The following is a 21,441-nucleotide window of genomic DNA, read 5'->3' on the forward strand; positions in this document are numbered from 1 at the left end:
CTTTCTACAACATATTTCACCATAAAAAATAGTAAATGAAAAAACTGTTATTACTACTTGTAATTTTTCCTCTGTTTGTTTCTTGTAATGATCCAAAAGAAAAAAAATTAAATTGGGATTATCCTGATGAAAACGCAGAAATTAAAACCTTTAATACTAAAGCAATAGATGATAAGGAACTGATTTCACGACTTGAAGAGGATTTCAGAAAGGGAAAGTTTAAAATTGAAAGCAAAGAAGACAAAAAGGAAGAGTCTTTTTCCAACTGCAATGATAATTTAATACTTAAAATCAAGGGTAACGGTATAAGACGTTATTATGTTAAGCGTACCGAAGCAAAACCAAAAAATTACTATCCGGATTTTATGATGTTTATTTATGAGTTTGATAGCGAAGCAGAAGCCGAAGACGTTGAAGAAGAAATTCGGGAAGCATTTTATTCCGGAAATGGATTTTGCAATGGAAAAGGTCATGACTATTTAGTCAGGTATAAGAATAAGGTTGTCCAATTAGCTACTCGGGCCCACATGTTTATGGATTACACAAAAGAGTATGCTGAAAAAATAAAAAGCTATCGTTAGGATTTAAGAGAAAGCGATAAAGTTCTGTAGGGAGTGAGTAATATGATTAAGGTTTTAGTCAAGAATTTACAATAATCGTTTATTAAAATTTGATTTTTTTTTAAAGGCAGTAAGCGGATTTATTCCTATTAGAGATTGAATTTTCATAAAAAAATCAAGTTGACTAAGCAATTAGCTATTGCGATAAACAGCACTTACATGCTACAGTACGGAACAATCGTTAAAAACAATATTAGTACTTTTTTCATAGGAAGAGTTTTTAAAGTTATAGTTGGGAAAATTGCCATTAATTTGTATATATTCGAAATAAACATTCTTTGAACTTCCAATCAGTAAATTGTCAAAAGTCCTGAATATTTTTCCGGATCGTATTGGTTGTAAATTCCATGGATTCAGTAGTATTCACCTTTACATCAGGAATAATTCCGTGCATGTCCTTGTCTGTAGAACCGATAGTGTAGAATTTTTTGGTTGATATAGACAATGGCATTCCGGTAAAAGGGAGTTCAGTCATCACCTTATCCCCATAAGAAACGATCCAGCCTCCGGTTTCTTCACCTATAATAGTTCCCATTTTATAATGCTTGAAGCACTGCGCAAAGTTTGCAGCCGACGAAAATGTCCTAAGCCCTGTCAACAGATAAATTTTCCCATTAAAATGGACCGGATTATCATAGGGAATGATTAAATTTTCATTTTTAAGGTTTTGCATATTCCCATCTTTTTGATCTGATAAAAACCTAAAAGTTTCGCAATAATTGCTATCCTGACTGCATTTCTGTTTGTAGAAATCTTTTTGAAGTTTGCTGTATTTTACTGTTGTAGAAGCATACTGAGTGAATGGCTTAGGGGATAAGTATTTAAGAAGCTGATCTCCCAAAGCAGAATTTCCACCTCCATTATTTCTAAGATCAATGATTAGGTTATGAATGTCTGCTTTGCTAATTGTATCAAATGACTTTTTTAAAAATTGTTTAAAATTTTCTTCACCATCAAAATATCTCACATCCATAATAGCTGTTTTAATATTGGCGTCAATGCGTAGCGAATAATCTTCAGGTATATTTGTTGAAGGCTGTTGAGGCCTTTTTTGATTTTTGGAAAAGTCCATCAATGCCTTGAAGGTTATCGGCTCAATGATTGTATATTCAATTTTATCACCAATTTTATATTTAACATGGAAATCACCTTCAAAATCAAAGTATGTTTTTAATACTATTCCGAAAAAATAAAAGTCGGAACCCATTTTCAATCTGTATTCATTACTTTCTCCGCTGGTATTGTCGATAATCTTCTGAATGATTTGTGCGCTGGTTACATTATTGATACTTATAATTTCAGCACCTGACGGAATTTTGGCTTCCACACCGGCATAGTCGTCAATAGTTATAGACTTGTTCTTAAAATTACAGGTCGCGGAACAGGGAAATAAGGTACTTGATTCCTTTAAAATCAACCTGCCAGGAAATTTGAGAGAGGTGTGTCCATCAGAAAGAGAAGCGACAAGTGGGGCCACAAGCTTATAAAAATCACGGTAATTAAGACTGTCCCTCAGATTTGATTTTATTTGCTTAACATTTTTTAAAAAAATTCTTTTTGATTCGATTGTGAAGGGATCCGGGTGTGTTTCAATAATTGAGTTTACTAAATATTCGAGGTCGGTGCTGAGTTCGCTTTTGGTGAATTTCCTGTCGCTAAGGACATTTTGGGAAAATCCGGTAAAAGAGCAAAATAAGGCAGTTATAGCTACTATAGTTTTTCTTATCGAGTAGGGGTGAGTTGTTTGATTTTTCACGATGATTTTTGATGATGATTTAGCAAATATATGATAAACCACATAATGTTATAGTTTTTGTAAAAGCAAAAAACCTCGTAAATCATAGGTTTACGAGGTTTTTTAATTTTCAGCGGAGAAAGAGGGACTTGAACTATTGCCCTAGAGCTAATTATGAAATTTGTTTTATAATAGATTGCAAGTTCTACATCAGAAGAGGGACTTGGCAATTTACCCCGTTACTTTCAAATGCTGAATTAATCCATCAACAAAATCAAAATGAAATTTTAATACAATCGGACTCCCCGGGAATGTACCGGAACATTCTGCAGATAAAACACTTGAAGTGCCATTTTCAGTATATTCAAGAGGTTTCATCACTGATCTGTATTTTTCGTTTGATTCTTCTATCCAATGCTGGATTTCGACTCTTCCGTTATGCGTTTTGCCCTCATCAAACACCACGGCGGTTTCAGAAAAGCAATTGGTGTAGGCAATGCTATCGAAGCTGTTTTGTGCATTAACCAAGTCTGTTATTATTTTCGGTAAGTTCATTTTTATTTTTTTAGATGATTAAATTGTTGGTACTGTACCACCATCGATTATAAATTCTGTTCCCGTTAAATAATTGGCCCTTGGTGAAACGAGAAAACCAACCAATTCGGCTACTTCTTCCGGTTGGGCGGGCCTACCATAAGGTATTCCTCCCAATGCATCCATGACACCCTGTTGGGCTTCTTCTATGGTACTGTTTGCGTTTCTTGCAATCTCGCCCAGCCACGCTTCCGATGCTGTTGTATTTATCCATCCTGGTGAAACAGTAAGCACGCGAATACCTTTGGGTGTTACTTCATTTGATAAACTTTTACTATAATTGATCAGTCCTGCTTTTGCAGCGGCGTAGGGCAAAGTAGAATCATATAAAGGCAATCTGCCCTGAATTGAGGCAATATGGATAATGACACCGCTTTTTTGACTTATCATTTGTGGCAGAAATCCCCTGTCCAACCGCACAGGAGCCAGTAAATTAGCTTGTAGGGTTGATTCCCAGTCTTCATCGCTCAATGCGGTAAAACCACCGGCGGGTGTTGTTGAAGAACCAAGGTTGTTCACAAGGATGTCAAGCTTTCCGTAAACAGATAACACCTCGCGGATTACCTTTTGCGTTCCTTCTGCCTTACTTAAATCGGAAGGAATAAAATGCAGTCTGCTGTTTTCTTTTTCGGGTGCGTTCCTTGCAGTAATAATAACGGTTGCGCCAGCCTGTAGCAGTCTTTCTGCAATTGCCTTTCCGGCTCCTTTTGTACCTCCGGTTACCAAAGCAATCTTGCCGGATAACTCGTTGTTGAAATTAAATGTTTGTTCCATTGTTTTATATTTTTGTACAAAGTTGGGATGTATATAACTATCTGGCAATAAGGGAAAATCGAATTGCATAGGGATAATTTTTTCCCCTATTGTACAATTTGGAACATTGCACTAGCTTTGCTATATGTACGAGAGAAAAATACCTTTAAATCTGAATTGCGGCCTTGACCTTATTGGCGAAGTCCTTTATGGAAAATGGAAAATGCGTTTGTTGTGGTTTATCAACCAGGGACATAAGCGCCCCAGCGAATTGCAACGTAAAATTCCGGATGCCTCAAGAAGAGTGCTGACGATTCAGCTGAAAGAGTTGGAAGACCATGAATTGATTTCAAAGGTGATCTATCCTGTTGTGCCTCCTAAAGTTGAATATAGCCTGACAGATTTTGGAAAAACGCTGATTCCCGTAATTGCAGCAATTGGCGGATGGGGAGATGAACATGAAGAGCGTTTGCGGTCGCTCATTTTGAAACGTTTAGATTCAAAGTCATGATCAAAAAAAATGGTAAGTAGGCGAAGATTACACTATTTTTTTGCAGAATAGTTTTAATTCCACTTCCCGTAAAACTCTGTTATATCAAAAACGAACGAAACGGTATCTTTTTTAGGAATTGTTTCAATCCAGATAAGATCAAACTTTTTTTGTTTTCATCGCTGAAAATAACCATGTTTGAATTCTTTCATTCTAAATTTCATTGATTATATTTTTTTACAAGCCATTTTAAAAGTGAAATTTAAAATTTGATGCTTATGAGCAAACACATGGACACAGATTCCGTTAAAAGATTTCTTCCATTGATATTAGCAACTGCGATTTTCATGCAGATGCTGGATTCCACGATTCTCAATACATCTTTACCGGCCATCGCCAGAGATTTGAATGAATCACCGCTGGATATGCAGAACGCAATCATAAGTTATGTTTTGACATTGGCTTTGTTTATGCCTGTCAGCGGTTTTTTAGCGGATAAATTCGGGACGAAAAATGTTTTTATTACTTCGTTGTTTATATTTTCTTTGGGTTCGTTATGCTGTTCGTTGTCACAAAATCTAACCCAATTGGTTATTTCCAGGGTAATTCAGGGTGTTGGCGGAAGTTTAATGACGCCAGTTGGAAAATTAGCACTCATCAAAGCATTCAACAAGAATGAATTGCTCAAAGCAATCAATTATGCCATTATTCCGGCCTTGATTGGACCCGTTTTAGGACCTTTGGTTGGCGGATATCTTGTTGATTACTTATCCTGGCACTGGATTTTTCTGATTAATATTCCAATTGGCGTTTTGGGAATTATTTTAGGTTTAAAATATATGCCTAATTACAAATCACCGGTCTTCAATTTTGATTTGAAAGGCTTTCTCATTTTTGCAATGGCGTCTTTGTTACTTTCCATTTCATTGGAATTACTAGGAAATGCGAATAATATTACACCAGTTTTATTAGGGTTTGCTTTCGGTTTTCTGATGTTGTTTTTTTATTACAAACATGCTAGAAAAAACAATAACCCTATTTTTCCTCTTAATCTTTTTCAGGTTCGTACATTTCGAGTTGGAATTTTAGGGAATCTGGCGACAAGGTTAGGAATCAGTTCTATTCCGCTCTTGGTTCCGCTGATGATTCAGATTGCTTACGACCGGTCGGCATTTACTTCCGGCTGGATTGTTGCACCCATGGCACTTACCTCGATTTTTGCGAAATCAGTCGTAATTAAGATTTTGGATAAATTTGGTTATCGCTCAACATTGATGGTCAATACCTTTGTCATCGGTGTCCTGATTTGTTGCCTGGCAATACCGGGTATTCACCATTCCATTTATTGGTATGTACCGATACTGTTGTTGCTTGGATTTTTCAATTCAATACAGTTCACGTCAATGAATACGATCAGCATTGCTGACCTTAGAACTTATCAGACGAGTAGTGGTAATTCTTTGGTTTCTGTCAATCAGCAATTTGCAATAGGATTCGGGATTGCATTTGGACTGATTATTCTGAAATTTTTTGAAGGCGATACCAAGCTCATTCATAACGAGATTCACAATGCTTTCCGATATACATTCCTCGTAGTCGGTTTTCTCACGATTCTGTCCGGCCTGGTTTTCCGGAGACTTAACTTCAGAGACGGCGGTAATCTGAACCCGGTATAACTGACACGCTATTGGAGCGATTACAAGTTGATTCAACGATACTTACAATAAATTAGAAAGTCAAAATATTTTATTTGTAAATATGCCACATCCTGTCTATTTGAGGCAATTTTAAATCTCTATAGGACATGAAAAGCATTGGGGAAAACCACCCTTGGACACTAATTTAAACGAGAGAGTGCTATCATAATCAGTCAAATGGACTCCTTCAACAGAACCGCCTTAATAGGCAAGTTTAAAGATTAATAAATCCGATTGCTTTTAGAAAGCTAAAGCTTTTAAAGATAAATAATAGCGCCAATGCAACTACATGTATAGTATTTTTATAATTTAGGTACGCAAATAAATAAGTTATCAGCTATTCTACAACAGCCATCACTAACCCATAAACAACCCTAATGAAGTTAACAACATTCTTATCTTGTAGTATTCTATCCATTTTGACTTCATGTAATGGACGGGCGTCCAATTCGAAGAACCAATCTGTCGTTCCAAAAGAAATAAATGTAAAGGGTGACACTGTAAAAGAACCTGGAAGTAGTATTATGGTAATTTACCAAGACAGGAAAAATAACTATTGGTTTGGTAGCTGGAAAACAGGAGTGTACAAATATGACGGTAAAACTTTGATCAATTACACCACAAAACACGGTTTGTATACCGATAGAGTTGATGATATCAAAGAAGATCAATCGGGTAATCTCTATTTCTCGGGTATGAACCCGGATGCTACTATCACAAAGTTCGATGGAAAGTCATTTACCAATATAAGGGCAACCCCAAGTGATGAATGGAAACTGGAAGCGAGTGATTTGTGGTTATTAAATCCCCAGCAGGACAAACAAAAAGTTTACCGCTTTGACGGAAATAGGTTTTATGAGCTGACTCTTCCAAAGCCTCCGCAACTGAACCATCCATTTGATGTTTATAGCATTTATAAAGACAGGAAAGGTAACATTTGGTTTGGTACCAATCCGGTAGGAGTATGTCGTTATGATGGAAAATCATTTGAATGGATTACAGAAGAAGATGTGACAGAATTTCGCGATGGAGGGAAAAACGGCGTGCGGTCCATTACGGAAGACAAAAATGGCGATTTTTGGTTCAATACAGAAAACCGTTATAGTGTTTATGACAGCATAACTTTAAAAAGCAATAAGTTTTATACCAGGCACGAAAGCATAGGCAGTTTAGATGGGAAAAATACAATTGGTCTGAATGAGTACCTTTCAACGGTAAGAGACAACGATAATAATTTGTGGTTTGTAACGTATCGTGATGGTGTTTGGAAATATGATGGAACAAAAATTACGCACTATCAAGTTCAAGAACAATCAACAAATATTAAATTATTCAGTATTTACAAAGACAACAAAGGCGACCTCTGGCTTGGAACACACGAAAATGGTATCTATAAATTTAATGGAAAGACATTTGAAAAGTTTAAACCCTAATGACGAAAAAAATAAAATTGATCTATCTGCTAACCCTATTGACACTAAATTTTTCTTGCGTTGAAAAGAAATCAACAGAAAAAGAAACGAACAGGCCTGAATTGGTAGTAAACCAAAAAACCGATACCTTAAAATTTACTTCGGGAATACGTGCTATTTTTCAGGACAGTAAAGGCAACTATTGGTTTGGAAGCCATAATGAAGGCGTAAGTGTTTATAATGGAAAATCATTTGACTACTTAACAGGTTTACCGGACAATCAAATCCGTTCCATCCAAGAAGACAAGAATGGCAAAATCTGGATTGGTACTTCAAAAGGAGCAAGTGTGTATGACAAAGGAACGTTGACTAATTATCCGATAAAAAACAACGAACCGAAACAAGAATGGAATGAAACCAATGGCGATTTATGGTTTTATGCAGGTGAAGAAGATGGAATATACCGTTTTGATGGGCAGCATATGAACTATCTGATTTTTCCAAAATCCAAAAATGAAAACCCGGATAATGCTTATGGTGTTACGGGTATCTCAAAAGATAAAGACGGTAAAGTTTGGATGGCAACCTATGCAGCACTATTCAGCTATGATGGTAAAATGGTAACTATTTTTGACGGCAAGAAGTTAAACCTGAAAGATAATGAGCTATTGCATATCAGAAGTGTATTGGCAGATTCAAAAGGACGGATTTGGATAGGGAACAATGGAATTGGCGTTTTGCTAGTGGAAGGCAATACCGTCATAAATTTTTCTGAAAAGAATCATTTAATCCATCCGACAAGCCAAAGAAGAGGAGGTAAATCACAACCAGGCACACTTGAGCACGTTTTTGCCATTGAAGAAGATGCAGAAGGCAACATTTGGTTTGGAGATCGGGATACAGGAGCCTGGAAATATGATGGCAAAAAGTTGACTAACTACCAAATTGACCCAAAATTGAACACTCAAATGATTTGGAGCATTTATAAAGACCAAAACAAAAACTTGATTTTTGGAATGGCAGAAGGTGGCGTTTATAAATTCAACGGTAAAACATTTGATAAACAATTTTAAAAATATAAATGCAAAGCAATGGTTTCGTAAAATGATTGGGTCCCTTTTTTTAAAGTTTGTTATGGTAGTTAAAAAAAATCTAACATTCAATCCGCTGTTTGTATTTGATAACCTTAGGAAAAATTTTTGCGATATGAAGATGCTGTTATTGTTCTTTGTGCTAATTACCTCCAGTGCTATTGCGCAACAACCGACTGATCAAACCGATCTTGTCAAAACTTCGGAACAATATTTTAACGAAAAAATGGCATCTGACCAAATTGTCGGACTGAGTGCTGCAATCATACTAGACGGTAAGGTCATCTGGAAACAGGGGTTTGGTTATGCCGACAGGGAAAACAAAATTGCGATGACGCCGCAGACGGTGGTCAATATCGGTTCCGTCACCAAAACCTTTACCGCATTGGCCCTAATGCAGCTTTACGAACAGGGGAAGCTTGATATCAATAAACCGTTAAAAACCTACCTGCCCCAGTTTAACCCGATGGCAGGGCCGGGCATCAACCTCGACAAAATTACGGTGAAAGCGGTAATGACCCATACTTCGGGCATCCAATCAGACATCTGGAAAAATTCTGACCTGGAAAGCGGAAAATATACTGATATCCCTGACTTTGTTAACCATACCTATTTGTTATACCCAGCTGGTATGGTAGGGCTTTATTCTAATGCGGGCTATAACCTCCTAGGTAATGTTATTAAGGCCATCAGCAAAGAGGACTACACTGATTATATTCACCGCCATATCCTTGATCCATTAGCGATGTCTCACAGCGGATTCGCTATGGACAGCTTGCGTAATCGGAGCGATATATATGCCTACGGGCAGAAATTCAAGGCGTTTGAACTCCGTGATATCGCTTCTGGCGGTATCTATGCGGACTTGAATGACTTTATCAAATACGCAACTGGCTTGCTGAAAGCTTACCGGGGCGAAACCAATTCTTTGATTAAAGCGAGCACCCTTCATCAGATGTTCAGCCTCCAGAATGCTTCCGTCCCGATAGAAACCAACAAAAAAGGTCTAGGCTGGTTTATGTTCAAAAACGACTCAACCTTTGCCGTTTACCATGCGGGCAGTGCCGGTTTTGCCCATGCCAAATTGCTGCTCTTTCCCGAAAAGAATGCTGCTGTTGTCGTGATGACCAATACAGCCGAGGGCGGACAGGCTGCAGAAGACTTTTGCTTTAAACTACTGCCAAAGTTCGGCCTGCGTATTTCTGATCTATTTCCCGCTCCTATAACAGGTTCAGTCAATGACACTTCTGCTATTGTTCAGCTATCGCCATCAGCGCTAAAGAAACACGTGGGCAGCTACGCCAAAGCAACGTCTTATGCGACTATTTCCGTAGCGGATAAATACCTTAAGATGAGTGAGAACGGTAAAAGAACCATCTTAAAGCCGCTCAGCGCAAATCAATATGTGCCTTATGAGATCATCGGCACTGATACGCTAATGAAAAAAGATGGACAGCGCTTTTTCTTTACCAACATCAAGGGGTATCATTATCTGATCCAGCGCAGGGGCGAAAGGGAGTATAATTGGGGGTATCAAATGAAACCGGTTGATGTCAGTCATTGGCAGAATCGGACAGGATTATACCATCAATACGGTTACCAAATGCTGATCGGCGACAGCAAGTTTAAAAGCATTGAACTTTATATTACCCCTGATCGTGTACTGATGTGCCGGCTCAAGACGATGGGCAGTACCAATGAAATCCCTTTAGATGTTATCGACAATAACCACGCCCTTTCTTCGGGTGTTAATGCTGGATTTGGGGGTTTTACGGTTACCTTTAAGGCAAATAATGGGGAGCAGTTGGTAGATTTTGCTGGTATTACATTCCGGAAATAATGTAAGCCTTTGGTGAACTGCATCTTTGTGAGTTATATTTTTTTATAAGTTTGAAAATCAATCTCAACTAATTGTGTGGTCAGCAATGTGCTTCATAACATGTTTCAGTAGGTACATCATTCTACCTTGTGCATTTGGGAGACATGGACAACTTCGGAAATCGTGTATAATAAGATTGTTAAGATTTTAAGGAAAGATACTCAATTGCACAAATCTCTAAAGAAAAAAACAAGAACCGATAACCATTATCACAAAACGTATGAAAACTAAAATTAGCTTATTGTTATTATCATTGTGGTGCAACGCAGGCATTTTGTATGCACAAACAGAAAAATTTGTTTGGGGCGAAAAAGAAAAGCTTGAGAAAATTAAAAAACTGCAAGACAGCACCCAATGGGATAAAGAAATGTTCCAGGGCGATTTAACACAAACCCGCCCAAAACTAGAACAAGACGGAATGAATTTTGGGGTTTTCCCGGGCTTTAAGTACAAGCAAGGTTTAGGTGCCGGTACCAATGCAGAACGCAACTATTTTGGCAAAACCCTTTATTGGAACTATTTCTTTGGCGAAAAAAATAACGTTAACCAGGAATACCTGAAAGATAAAAACAGCGAAGTATTTTTCACCATTGTGATATTGACAGATACGCTTGATTTCTCCAACGAAAAGTACAATATGGCTTACAATGTGGTTTCCAGAAACTACCCCGATAAGCTTGGAAACGGCTTGCTAAAAACAAAAAATAACTCTATAGAATATACTGCATTTCTTACCGGCGATAGAAAACAGTTTGCATTGGTAAATTTAAGGCTATTTGACCTTGACCAGGGAAGACTTATTTTAATTGCTCCGCAAAAAGATGGTTCGCTCCGTTCTATGCAACTGCAACTGCCTTTAACCGAGTACGAAAAAATCAACGACCACATCCGTTCGGTTATTAAACAAGATGAGGTTAAAAGTTTCTTTTTGGCAAAAGGTAATATTTAATTGTAAAGTAACTTGAAAATGAAATTCGCCCTTATACTTTTCTGTTGCTTATCGTTGCAGACTTTCGCACAAATCAAAATCCCTAAAGGATATAGCGAATTAAAAGAAAGCCCTGCCAATGGTAGAAAAATTGATAAAGTCACCATTTTGTTTGACAATGATGCTATAAAAGATGTTTTAATGCTCATTAAAAACGATACGGCATTTTCAAGCTACAAACTGTTGATTTATTTATCAAGCTTTCAAAAACAATTCGAGGTTGAATTATTCAGTACCAATGATTTTAGCATTTATCCCGTTCAGCTTAAATCAAATAAAAACACCGTGCAATTTGGGTATTTCGAAGACGGCACAGCTACCTTTGGCAGGTTTGTTACATTAAGGTTTAATGCAACAAAAAATAAAATACAGGTAATAGGTTATGATATTGGTTACAAGGCATCACCAACTGAGCATATCGATAAATCTTACAATTTGCTAACCGGAAAATATATTGTAAAAAGAACCAATATAAATTTAAACGGTACAAAGAAAACACAGGAATTTTCAGGTAAGAATGATGTGTTTAAAAACGTTGTCTTTATTGAAGATTTAAAGGAGAAAATGTACCGAAATTTAGATGACGTTGGTAGTAAATACGAGTAAAATTTTATCAATAATAATTCTTCGGAATTAGAATTACCACAGAATAGAGAGGAATAAATTTAACCGACCTCTGTTACAGGCTTTTACGAGGCTATTTTCAAAGATGAAAATTAAATTGCCACGATTTTGCCATAGAATCTTTTTTAAATAAAAAATGCTACCAAACTTGGTAGCATTTAATTTTTGCGGAGAAAGAGGTACCGCTAACCATATATAGATCCCAGCAATTACTGGTGTTTTAAGCATTTTTTTAAACTTGGTACACCCATAGGTACAGTACAAATTTAACTCTCAAAATTTTCCGTAAAAGTATAAAATTTACATCAAAAAAGGCAGTAATATCCTCTTTAATTTATTGACTTTTTATTTGTTTTTATGGTTAATATCTTAATTAGCAATAGTGTAGGTAAATTTTTAATTTAGCAGAACCAATTAACTTTCTAACGATGAACCAACCACAACAGTTTAGCCTCGAAATACCATTTGAGGCAAGTTTTAAATTAGATGAACCGCTTTATTATTTTAAAGATTCTAAGGATTGCGGCAGCTTTCGCCAAGTTGCCCTAAAAGCTGGATCGCACAATTTAACTTTAACCCATAAGAAAGATTCTGTTTATCTAATACACGATGTTGAAGGAAATTCCTTTACAGCTTCGGTTACTTTCAAACAAGGGATTTATAAATTCAGTGGCTTGGCCGAACATTTTGTTGAATATTCAAAACAAGATTTTAATTTATACAGGAATGGAACAAATGGTTATTCTTTAAGACCTGCTCAGTCTGGAGCTTTGTATTCTCTATTATCCCATTGGTCATTGAGCTATGATGCATGCACTATCGTACTGCCTACCGGTACTGGAAAGACGGAAACCATGCTGGTAGCTGTATTAGCTGATAATGCTCAGAGAGTATTGGTAGTCGTACCAACAAAGGATTTAAAAAAGCAGTTGTCTCAAAAATTTGAAACTTGGGGTATGCTGCGACAACTAGGAGTAATAAGTGGTGCAACTCCAAATCCAAAGGTGCTTATATTAGATAAAATTATTTCCAGTCCTAAGGATATATTAGATATACAATCGGCAGAAATAATTGTAACGACTCCCGGATTGATTGCGAGGGCAAGTTTCTCAACACTGGAAGCATTGAAAGGTACTTTTTCTCATATTTTTTTTGATGAAGCACATCATGTTGCAGCTGCGGGCTGGAAAAGAATAAAGACACAATTTGAAGATTCAAAAATTGTGCAATTTACGGCAACTCCATTTAGAAATGACAAGAAGCCGATAGAAGGAAAAATTCTCTATAATTATTCTTTGGCAAGAGCATTAAAGGACAATTGTTTTTCAAAAATTTCTTTAATATCAGTCGATGAAAGACATCCTAAAAGAAAAGATAAAGCAATCGCTGACGCCGCAATACAAAGACTTAGAGAAGATAGAGCAAATGGATGGACCAGGCATAAGGTTATGGTCAGGACAGAAAAGAGCAAACATGCAGAAGAACTATATAAGAGCTACAAAGAGTGGTTTCCTGATGAGAGAATTGTTGTTGTTCACAATGAAACAAAAGGACAGGCAAAGATTGTTGAAGAGATTAAAAGAGGTTTGTATGATATTGTAATATGTGTGGATATGCTTAAAGAGGGCTTTGACTATCCCGATTTTAAAATTGCAGCTGTGCATAAGCTACATAAATCTTTGGCGGTCCTGCTACAGTTTATCGGTCGATTTACCAGGACGCAAGAAGGTTTGGGAGATGCCTCATTTGTTGTAAATTTTGCAGATGAAAACTTGTCTGTAGAATTGGAGAATTTATTACAGGAAGGTTCTGGATGGGAAGAAGTTATCAGCGAAATAGCTGATGCTAGAAAAGCTGATGCCGAATCTTTATTATCTTTTTTACAGGGATGCAAACCTTTTTCAGGTTTTGATTCTCCTGATACAGAATTAAACCCGAAGCTTGTTTATCCTGCCTTGAGCTGTATGTGCTACAGAGCAGCGAAGGTTGATTGGAATAATTTTAAGCTTGCATTCAATCTTTCTAAATATGCTCTTACCCAGCCGTATTATAACCCTGATGAAAATGTTTTTTATTTTACCACTCAGAAAAGAGAGAAAGTAAAATGGGCCAGAACAGATAAGCTGCGTGATCAGACTTGGAATTTGATAGTAATGCATTTTGATGCTGCGTCGCAATTACTTTATATCGGATTTTCAGAAAAAACTCTTGAAATAGATAAATTAGTAGAATGCCTCACTGAATCTAAACCAGAACGCATATCTGGAGATCCTGTTTTCAGAGCATTTGACTCTATAAATCGACTAAGTATAGTACATGCAGGTATTTTTAAGCCGGCTAGTCATTTGCACCGATATTCAAGATTAAGCGGCTCAGATGTTACAACAGAACTAAGCAGATGGAAAAGCGGGACAAGATGCCAGAAATCCGATTTTGTAGGAGTGGGATTTAGAGATGGTTTTCCTGTGAGTGTAGGCGCGTCGGTTAAAGGTAAAATTTGGAGCCCGGCAAGAGTTGGGGATTTAAAACAATGGAAATCTTGGTGTATTCAGGTAGGTAAACTTATTACTGACGAGTCAATAGATTCGAATAAATTACTGGAAGATTCTGCTGAAAAGACTGAGTTAAAGCTTTATCCTGAAAACTTAATTGTAATGGCTTGTGATTGGTCAGAGGAACTTTATGATAAAATACATAAAATTACAGTGGGTGCAGGTTCAGTTTCTTATCTGCTTAGTGAGGCATATATCAAGCTTTTAAGCGTTAAGGATGATAGAGCTCAGTTTGTTTTTTATTTGCAGAATGAGAAAATAGAGTTTACCATCAGGCTTGGAGGCGAAAGAGGTCATAGTATCGAGGGATTGGAGAAGACTCATTTTTTTGTGGAAGGATTAAGAAGTGAGCCAATGGAGTTAAAAGAATTCTTTGAAAAGTATCCTCCTACAATGTTCTTATTAAATGGAGACACTATCTCGGGGTGTATTTGGACTCAATATACGCAAGTTGCAACTGTCAGGATTCCTGATGACAGAATTGAATCTTTAGCGTGGGAAGAGGTGCAATATAGTACTGAGTCGATGTATAAGGGCAGTTTGAAGCGTGAAAATTCTGTGCAGGAATATATGATGAAAAGATTAGTTAATCAAGGAGCAAAAGTAGTTTTTAATGATGATAATTCTGGAGAGTCGGCTGATATAGTTGCAATATTTCATGATGCAGATATCATCAGATTTGAAATGGTTCACTGTAAATACTCAAAAGTCACTGCTGGTTCCAGACTCTCAGATTTATATGAAGTCTGCGGACAGGCAATTGTATCCTTAAGATATAAATGGAAACCAGAAGAGCTGTTAAAGCATATGGAAAGGCGTGATAATACAGGTGTCTTAAAAGGAAGAAGGTTTTATTATGGAACTAAACCTGATATTGAGAATATAAGAAAAGCACTTCGATATAGTGAGGTAAAGTTTGAATTTGCAGTTGCACAGCCGGGTGTAAATATTAAACAATTAAACGATGAAATGACTGATTTTTTAAGTTCTGTCTATTCAACGATTGTTGACATGACAGAGACCAAATTAAAATGTTATTTTAATACTAAATAGATAATTTCTTGATAGAGGGCAATGGAAGCTATTTTGTGAAATACTTTTTTCTGAACCAGATAAATGAAGCAGTTTTTGGTAATTTAGTCCGATGCTCGGAAGTTATTTTATTTACAAGGTGCGTGTGTTCTGTTTTAATTTTATTTACAGCAGTAATCTTTATCTTCAGAAAAACACCAATGAGGAATCTCCAGACGTATGGCTTTATCCAGTTGAATTTCGCCGCTACAAGACAGTTCCTTAGGGCCATACATCTGATCCATTTTGGCATCCATTACATAGAAGTCGCCAAAAATGCTGTCACATTTATAGCAGCCGAAGGACATATATGATTTATCAACTGTATAGCTGTGCCTTTCTTTGATAACAGCAGATCTTATATCTAAATCTTGGTGTTCGGCAGCAATTTTTTTTGCCAGTTGTATGATTTCGGGTATGTATTCAACACTGCTGGAATCCCAGAGTGCTTCTTCAGGATGTATCTCAGCCCCGCAGGAGGAATAGAAAGGGCTGTCCACAAAATACAAATGATTTAATTCCCTGCATTTCCAACAGTGCATTTCGTAAAACACAAGGGTTACGGACTGATTTAATTTTGTTTTTGCTTCTCGGTTAAACTGTATATTATCTAGTATGAAATTCTCCAGAAAAGTTTTCAGGGGAAGTTTTTTTCTGGTTCCCAGGTTGACCAATAGTGATGAATCTTTATCTTCTTCAACGTAGAAAACAGGAAGATCATTTCTTTCCTGAAGGAGTTTTGGAAGCGGATTTTCAAAAAGCCAGCAAGCCGATATTCCGTCCCTTATATATTTTGACTGTCTTTGGAGTGTCTTTGACAATGACTGTCGGCTCAACTGGATTTCAAAAGCAACAGGCCTCACAGGGTGTGGCACAAAGACATCTGCTCTCCAGTCAGAACCTTTATATTCTTGCAGAGCTTGAATTCCTGCAGTAGTGCATGCTGAAATAATTTCCTTTTGTATGCGGTCATGTTTTGACATCTGATTTTTCATTTCATCTAATATTTAATATTTTATCAGTCCATATTTGAGGATACTCTGAAAATATCTTCAATTTCGTGGTTTAGTACCTCACAGTACTTTTGGCATATAAACTCCTGATAGGTTATGCTTTGCAGTTCCATATCATATTTGGAAATTGTATGCAGCCAGAGAGATCCGCTTACCGCTGAGCCTAAATCCTCACTAAGCAGGTATCTGTAAAATTTGTTATCACTTTTATATGAGGCTACCCGTGCAAATCCTGAGACATCAAAATTCAGCTTTTTTTCTTCGGTATCGAGATTATATATTTTAAAAAACTCTTCTGCAAACTCTTTTGCAAGATCGGAACATTTTTTTAATGCGGCTGCAACTTTTTGCTTTTCGGCTTCAGAAATGGTTTCGAAGGTGTGGCTGTAATAAATATCTTCAGGAAGGTCTTCTATATTGCTGATGTGGTGATTATTGATATATTCCACTGCTTTTTCAACAATGAGGTATTTGATATTGTTACAGAATTCCTCACCGCCTTTAGCATAGCCGGAATCCAGCTGATCCTGAACCTCCTGGAATATGTCCTTTGCTTCCTGTTCTGAATTTATAATTAGGATTACTTCCGAAAAGAGCATATCTGAAAAGATGTTCAGGCCATAGGTTATAAAGGAGCTGCCATGATAATCATCATGAACCGTAAAATCTTTCTTCGTACATGCAATTCTCCATTCCCTTTCATGTGTCCAGTCATTTCCTGCTGATAAATCAAGTTTAACATACCTGTACTGTTCGGTAAAAGGCAGAATTTCAGGTTTTAATATTCTTTTTGAAGCGTCGAAATATTCAAATTCATTATCGGATGATAAGCCTGATATAACAGGTCTTCCTCCATTTGTGTAGATTTCCTTTTTCAGTACTGCCACCCCGTATTCTGTAAATCTTGTGCGATCATTTCTAAGATTTACATATTGGAGGAAATTGAGAAGAGGCATCTCGGTAAAGCATATTACAGGGGTGTTTCCATAGATTGTTGACCTTCCTTTTCTGAAAGATAAATCAGCCCGAAGTCCTCCCTCACGTATGATATTGGTTAAAACTTCAAATTCATTATTTAGGTTCTCACCGTAAGTTAAGGGAAGATAATGGTTTTCATCAAAATCGTATTCCTCTTTAGGAAAATCATTTTGATTAGGTTTTCGGACACTGTGTATCATGTATTTGGAAATATCTGTTCTTTGGTTCATTTTGGTATGTTTTTAAAGTAAGATGCAAGGCTGCGACGCTACGGTTAGAAAAGTAGTCCGTTCTCGTGATCTGGTGGCAGCAACCCGCAGCAGATAACGGGATTCGACAATTTCTTTTGCTGATGCCTCATGTCTTACCAAGGGATTATAATAGTCCTCCCAAATGAAAACTTCATCAAATTCTTTGCCTTTGGATTTGTGAAGTGTCATAATATGCAGTCCTCTATAATCAGTCTGGGCTGCAATAAAGTGCTCCTGTACAAATGCTTCTTCAATTGAGGACTTTGCTCCCAGGTATGTGCCTGTACTGCGCCAGGCAGAAGCAAGCCTTTCGCTTAGCAGGGCTCCTTTTTTCAAAAGGCGCAAAAACTTTGCGTCTTCGTAAACATTTTTCAAATAAGGACTTTGACAGTTTTGAAAGAGTCGTCGTATGGCGAGCCAGTCTTCTTCGGGAATGCCGGACAAGACAATTTCCTCCCTCGCTGCCAGCAGCTGATCTAATTCCTGAATAAACAAAATTCTTTTGCTTCCTTTTATTTTTCCTGTTCCGATATAATTATCCAGTGCGGTGCTAAATTGTGATGTTTCATTTGATATTTTGGTTCCTGATCTTCCTTTCATATGATTTTTTACATCACTGACCAGTGAAGTAAACCGTGAAATATCCATAGTAGGTTCCATCAGCCCGGCTATTATTATTCCTGCCAGTGCGGGACCGTTCGGATCAATTGCTACTTCATGATAGAGGGGAGGCAGAGAGGTGGTACTGGAAAGATATGATGATGCTGAAAACATCATCTTTTTGGTACGGACCAATACGGCGATAGACCACTGTTCGCCTTTATCTTTCTTCTGACGTTTGATTGCTGTTAATAGATTTATTTTTAGCATCTTATTAGGTTCTGCCCTGTTGAAGGGATAATGCACAACCGCCACATCATTGTATTGTTTCCCGATATTTGCACCCTTTAGGAGGTCATTTCCAAATTGAGTGATATCCTTTCCTGTACTTCGATTATTCTCCTGTTCAAAATCAAAAATTTCCGGATCAAAATTTTTAATAAACTGGTCAATTCTCTCCGTACTTGCCCCACGGAAATCGTAAATGCGCTGTTCGGGATCTGCCAGGGCAATAATGGTACTTACTGTTCCTATTGTCTTAATGAGTTCCCATTCGTTATTGTCGGTATCCTGGAATTCGTCAACTATAATTATAGGGTAGCGCTGTGAAACCAAATCCAGGATTCTTTTGGAGTTTTTGAACATCTCAGATGCGATTTCCGAAAATATGTCAAAAGAAACCTGCCCTTCAGTTTTGAAAAGTGCCATCTTGGCCTGTTTTCTAAGCTCCTTGTCGTCATCCATTTCCGCAAGAAGAGCTGATTCGGCGGCAGGAGTGAGCAACTGCAGGAACTTTCGATTGTTAATGAGATAAGAAAAACTCTGAAGTAATTTCCATATGAATCCGTGGTAGGTGTTGATCTCAATTTTATTTTTGTTTTCAGGGCTGATTATAGAATTTGTATGCTCCTGAATCCTGGAAACTGTAGATCGTGCAAAGGATAAAAACAGAATCTTCTGCCCATTCTCAAGAATTCCGTTATTGATTATAGTATTAGCCTTAACAAGTGAGATCGTTGTCTTGCCAGAGCCAGGCCCCCCCAAGACAAGGAGATGTCCAGAAGCTTCAATAAGTTCGGCCCTTTTCTCACAGATTATCATTAGATCAGATCGATTGTGTCCGTAATTCCTTTTACAGCATCTCTAAGCGTGGCAGGGAATTCGGCTAAGGTACATAAAGCTAGAATATCTGCGGCACTGCCGGAAGCCTTCTGCCATTTGAGGTAGTCAAACAGCTTACTTTTTACAACCTCTTCTTCCATATCTTCAGGAGAGCCATCAAGTTTAAGATGCTGAGGCCATTTTTGCTCAGAAACTAATTCAGTAATGTATTTTTTCAGCACCGAAATGGGAGTCTCAGTAAGTATTAGATTTTCAAAGCCTTTGTAAGCTGATTCGTAAACGTAGCCGGCACTTTCAGTTATGGCTTTTAAGTTTGCAGCATCAGACTGTTTGTCGCAGACTGCGATAGTGGTTTTCCCAAGTTCACTAAAGTACTTTGCAAAGATTGGAATGCTGTTTTCAGACTCTGCGTTAAAAACTGATATACCCATAGCTTCAAATGAGGAATAATTTTGCGGATCGAGCTCGGAGAGGCATCGAGCGGCTGCGTTGTATGCTGAAGCTTCCGTATCGCCTTCTGCGATAAGTACGCGCTTGGCCAAAAGGGATTCAGAGAAACGCATCCTGAATTCCTTGCTATACGCTTTAGGTTTTATATTGGATGGAAAAGTAAGTGGCATGCCTTTCATTATTCCTTTTTTGCGTTCCAGGAGAACGATCTGTTCAGGGGAAAACTCCTCAAGTACAAATGGCGAATGTGAGGTGAAAATAGCTTGTGCAGACTGGTTTCTTATACTGTTGACAATTCTTTTCTGTGTATATGGTGGAATAGCAATTTCAGGTTCTTCCATTGCGAATATAACGCTTTGCTTCAGTTCTGCTATCATTGAAAGCAGAGCAAGCACCATTGTGTTTATGGTTCCTGTTCCCTGGTGGCTGAAAGGCACATGATAATTACCGGAACCTGAAGACATAAATACAACTAAAGTTTTGCGCAGGTGTTCTCTGGTCAGGTTTGAAACCCGCAGATGCGGCTCGGAACCCCAATCGGTAGGTACAAACTGTTTAAGTGATTTCTGTACGCTGGAAAGGATTTTATTGACTTCATCTTCAGCGCCGGAATTCACTTCGGTTTCCCTGAGCTGCTTGAGTATGCTTTCCCACATCTGGGGACGCAGTTCCTGAATGCGAAGTATGATATCAAGCAGTGATCCCCTTTCAAGGCTTAAAGCCCTCGTGCCTGTGCGTAATGCTCTGAGATAAAGAAAACCGCAGTCACGTTTATCGCTTTTGGTAAACCTTGTTTTGGCTTCTTCCGGAGAGCAGAAGAAGGTTTCCCCTGTGAAATCATCTTCTTCTATATCATATTTGCCTGAAAATTTGACCCTTATAACTTCTTCTACAGCAATATCATCTAAGAGATCCAAAGGGCCGCTTTCAACTAAGCTCAGGGTATCGTGGTTCCAGAATTCCAGATTGTTCATAAATTTTCGTTTCTGTTCCTGGGACAGTGCTCCGATGATAATTTCAATTTCAATTGGCACAGGACCATCCTGATTTAAATAAATTCCTTCAAAAAAATCATGTTCGTTAATAACCGGCATTCTTGAAAGCCTGTCAGGTCCCAGAACCAGATCTACGGCTTCAAGCACAGTAGATTTGCCGGTATTGTTATCTCCAATTAATACCGTATGGCCGGAGAGAAGCACTTCTGCATGATTAATTCCCCGAAAATTACTTATCGATATTTTTATTAGCTTCATACTTTGCGTTTTATAAATATGGAGTTAAATTTAATTTGTCTGCATTCAGCATTATTACGGTTTTCCATAACCGAAGCTATAATGTTTATGAATAGATGTAAATTTATCATATTTTCACTAGCACTAAGCAGAAATTCTTACAAGATAGAATCGAAAAGATAAAATCAGGTATAAATACCTGGATACGATATACTGATCAAATTATTATATTCCGATTGTTTTTGGGAACAGAATTACAATATATTACTAACTATATTACCAGTTGTTA

General features: G+C 37.5%; 16 protein-coding genes. 9 read left to right on the top strand and 7 right to left on the bottom strand.

The annotated features are described in order from the left end of the window. Positions 1-35 precede the first annotated feature (35 nt). Complete coding sequence (locus ASG38_RS02095; RefSeq protein WP_056066438.1) at positions 36-581, top strand: hypothetical protein; 546 nt, start codon at positions 36-38, stop codon at positions 579-581. A gap of 340 nt (positions 582-921) precedes the next feature. Here the strand turns inward: ASG38_RS02095 and ASG38_RS02105 are convergent, their stop codons facing one another. The 3 genes from ASG38_RS02105 to ASG38_RS02115 all read right to left on the bottom strand — a co-directional run bounded on the left by ASG38_RS02105 (position 922) and on the right by ASG38_RS02115 (position 3,723). Next, a complete protein-coding gene (locus ASG38_RS02105) occupies positions 922-2,376 on the bottom strand; it encodes a S41 family peptidase (protein ID WP_056066444.1) in 1,455 nt (484 codons plus the stop codon). Positions 2,377-2,586: 210 nt separating this feature from the next. After that, a complete protein-coding gene (locus ASG38_RS02110) occupies positions 2,587-2,910 on the bottom strand; it encodes a nuclear transport factor 2 family protein (protein ID WP_056066447.1) in 324 nt (107 codons plus the stop codon). An 18-nt stretch (positions 2,911-2,928) separates the two neighbouring features. Beyond that, entirely contained in the window at positions 2,929-3,723 is a 795-nt protein-coding gene (locus tag ASG38_RS02115; protein WP_056066448.1) for an SDR family oxidoreductase, read from the bottom strand. A gap of 124 nt (positions 3,724-3,847) precedes the next feature. Between ASG38_RS02115 and ASG38_RS02120 the strand changes: the two genes are divergently transcribed. The 8 genes from ASG38_RS02120 to ASG38_RS02160 all read left to right on the top strand — a co-directional run bounded on the left by ASG38_RS02120 (position 3,848) and on the right by ASG38_RS02160 (position 15,488). Continuing rightward, entirely contained in the window at positions 3,848-4,213 is a 366-nt protein-coding gene (locus ASG38_RS02120; RefSeq protein WP_056066451.1) for a helix-turn-helix domain-containing protein, read from the top strand. Between the two features lie 257 nt (positions 4,214-4,470). Next, positions 4,471-5,868 carry an MFS transporter gene (locus tag ASG38_RS02125; RefSeq protein WP_056066753.1) on the top strand — a complete coding sequence of 466 codons (1,398 nt, stop codon included), beginning with the start codon at positions 4,471-4,473 and terminating at the stop codon, positions 5,866-5,868. Between the two features lie 398 nt (positions 5,869-6,266). Next, positions 6,267-7,322: a two-component regulator propeller domain-containing protein gene (locus ASG38_RS02130; protein ID WP_082482129.1), complete on the top strand. Its 1,056-nt coding sequence runs from the start codon at positions 6,267-6,269 to the stop codon at positions 7,320-7,322. Further along, positions 7,322-8,374 (top strand): two-component regulator propeller domain-containing protein, encoded by a 1,053-nt coding sequence (locus tag ASG38_RS02135; protein ID WP_056066457.1) that lies wholly within the window; start codon positions 7,322-7,324, stop codon positions 8,372-8,374. Before ASG38_RS02130 ends, ASG38_RS02135 begins: the two co-directional genes overlap by 1 nt. Next, the gene (locus tag ASG38_RS02140) at positions 8,313-10,232 is read left to right on the top strand and encodes a serine hydrolase (protein ID WP_056066460.1); all 1,920 of its coding nucleotides are present in this window, start codon (positions 8,313-8,315) and stop codon (positions 10,230-10,232) included. The genes ASG38_RS02135 and ASG38_RS02140 overlap by 62 nt, the downstream gene beginning before the upstream one ends. A gap of 259 nt (positions 10,233-10,491) precedes the next feature. Continuing rightward, positions 10,492-11,220 (top strand): hypothetical protein, encoded by a 729-nt coding sequence (locus ASG38_RS02145; RefSeq protein WP_157485978.1) that lies wholly within the window; start codon positions 10,492-10,494, stop codon positions 11,218-11,220. Positions 11,221-11,238: 18 nt separating this feature from the next. Next, the gene (locus ASG38_RS02150; protein ID WP_056066467.1) at positions 11,239-11,865 is read left to right on the top strand and encodes a hypothetical protein; all 627 of its coding nucleotides are present in this window, start codon (positions 11,239-11,241) and stop codon (positions 11,863-11,865) included. A gap of 446 nt (positions 11,866-12,311) precedes the next feature. Next, positions 12,312-15,488, top strand: a complete 3,177-nt coding sequence (locus ASG38_RS02160) for a DEAD/DEAH box helicase (protein ID WP_056066472.1) — start codon at positions 12,312-12,314, stop codon at positions 15,486-15,488. Positions 15,489-15,628: 140 nt separating this feature from the next. On the opposite strand, the gene ASG38_RS02165 is transcribed toward ASG38_RS02160, so the two are convergent. Genes ASG38_RS02165 through ASG38_RS02180 form a run of 4 tightly spaced genes read right to left on the bottom strand, consistent with a single transcriptional unit; the run spans position 15,629 to position 21,173 of the window. Next, a complete protein-coding gene (locus ASG38_RS02165; protein ID WP_056066476.1) occupies positions 15,629-16,501 on the bottom strand; it encodes a hypothetical protein in 873 nt (290 codons plus the stop codon). A gap of 23 nt (positions 16,502-16,524) precedes the next feature. Next, positions 16,525-17,727 (bottom strand): hypothetical protein, encoded by a 1,203-nt coding sequence (locus ASG38_RS02170; RefSeq protein WP_056066479.1) that lies wholly within the window; start codon positions 17,725-17,727, stop codon positions 16,525-16,527. A 12-nt stretch (positions 17,728-17,739) separates the two neighbouring features. After that, positions 17,740-19,449, bottom strand: coding sequence for a UvrD-helicase domain-containing protein (locus ASG38_RS02175; protein WP_056066481.1), 1,710 nt, complete (start codon positions 19,447-19,449; stop codon positions 17,740-17,742). Beyond that, positions 19,449-21,173 (bottom strand): ATP-dependent endonuclease, encoded by a 1,725-nt coding sequence (locus ASG38_RS02180; protein ID WP_056066484.1) that lies wholly within the window; start codon positions 21,171-21,173, stop codon positions 19,449-19,451. Before ASG38_RS02180 ends, ASG38_RS02175 begins: the two co-directional genes overlap by 1 nt. Between the last annotated feature and the right edge of the window lie 268 nt (positions 21,174-21,441).

The sequence above is a fragment of the Flavobacterium sp. Leaf359 genome (assembly GCF_001423985.1).
Taxonomy (GTDB): Bacteria; Bacteroidota; Bacteroidia; order Flavobacteriales; family Flavobacteriaceae; genus Flavobacterium; species Flavobacterium lindanitolerans.